This is a genomic window from Massilia sp. Root351 (assembly GCF_001425045.1).
Classification (GTDB): Bacteria; Pseudomonadota; Gammaproteobacteria; order Burkholderiales; family Burkholderiaceae_D; genus Rugamonas.
The window spans coordinates 2776-4332 of sequence record NZ_LMDJ01000021.1 but is presented as its reverse complement, the minus strand read 5'-3'; the positions used below and the strand labels follow the sequence as shown (position 1 = coordinate 4332).

Annotated in this window: 1 rRNA gene; it reads right to left on the bottom strand. The window is 53.3% G+C overall.

Annotated elements, in window-relative coordinates:
- Positions 1-12: 12 nt before the first annotated feature.
- A 16S ribosomal RNA gene (locus ASD15_RS17255) occupies positions 13-1543 on the bottom strand.
- Positions 1544-1557 lie beyond the last annotated feature (14 nt).

The following is a 1557-nucleotide window of genomic DNA, read 5'->3' as shown; positions in this document are numbered from 1 at the left end:
GCCATACTCTAGAAAGGAGGTGATCCAGCCGCACCTTCCGATACGGCTACCTTGTTACGACTTCACCCCAGTCACGAATCCTACCGTGGTAAGCGCCCTCCTTGCGGTTAAGCTACCTACTTCTGGTAAAACCCGCTCCCATGGTGTGACGGGCGGTGTGTACAAGACCCGGGAACGTATTCACCGCGACATGCTGATCCGCGATTACTAGCGATTCCAACTTCATGCAGTCGAGTTGCAGACTACAATCCGGACTACGATACACTTTCTGGGATTAGCTCCCCCTCGCGGGTTGGCGGCCCTCTGTATGTACCATTGTATGACGTGTGAAGCCCTACCCATAAGGGCCATGAGGACTTGACGTCATCCCCACCTTCCTCCGGTTTGTCACCGGCAGTCTCATTAGAGTGCCCTTTCGTAGCAACTAATGACAAGGGTTGCGCTCGTTGCGGGACTTAACCCAACATCTCACGACACGAGCTGACGACAGCCATGCAGCACCTGTGTGMAGGTTCYCTTTCGRGCACTCCCYRATCTCTCRRGGATTCCTKCCATGTCAAGGGTAGGTAAGGTTTTTCGCGTTGCATCGAATTAATCCACATCATCCACCGCTTGTGCGGGTCCCCGTCAATTCCTTTGAGTTTTAATCTTGCGACCGTACTCCCCAGGCGGTCTACTTCACGCGTTAGCTGCGTTACCAAGTCAATTAAGACCCGACAACTAGTAGACATCGTTTAGGGCGTGGACTACCAGGGTATCTAATCCTGTTTGCTCCCCACGCTTTCGTGCATGAGCGTCAATCTTGACCCAGGGGGCTGCCTTCGCCATCGGTGTTCCTCCACATCTCTACGCATTTCACTGCTACACGTGGAATTCTACCCCCCTCTGCCAGATTCTAGCCTTGCAGTCTCCATCGCCATTCCCAGGTTGAGCCCGGGGATTTCACGACAGACTTACAAAACCGCCTGCGCACGCTTTACGCCCAGTAATTCCGATTAACGCTTGCACCCTACGTATTACCGCGGCTGCTGGCACGTAGTTAGCCGGTGCTTATTCTTCAGGTACCGTCATTAGATGCAGATATTAGCCGCACCCGTTTCTTCCCTGACAAAAGAGCTTTACAACCCGAAGGCCTTCTTCACTCACGCGGCATTGCTGGATCAGGCTTGCGCCCATTGTCCAAAATTCCCCACTGCTGCCTCCCGTAGGAGTCTGGACCGTGTCTCAGTTCCAGTGTGGCTGGTCGTCCTCTCAGACCAGCTACTGATCGATGCCTTGGTAGGCCTTTACCCTACCAACTAGCTAATCAGATATCGGCCGCTCCAGGAGCACAAGGCCTTGCGGTCCCCTGCTTTCATCCTTAGATCGTATGCGGTATTAGCGTAACTTTCGCTACGTTATCCCCCACTCTTGGGTACGTTCCGATATATTACTCACCCGTTCGCCACTCGTCAGCGGAGCAAGCTCCCTGTTACCGTTCGACTTGCATGTGTAAAGCATGCCGCCAGCGTTCAATCTGAGCCAGGATCAAACTCTTCAGTTCAATCTCTGTTTTCA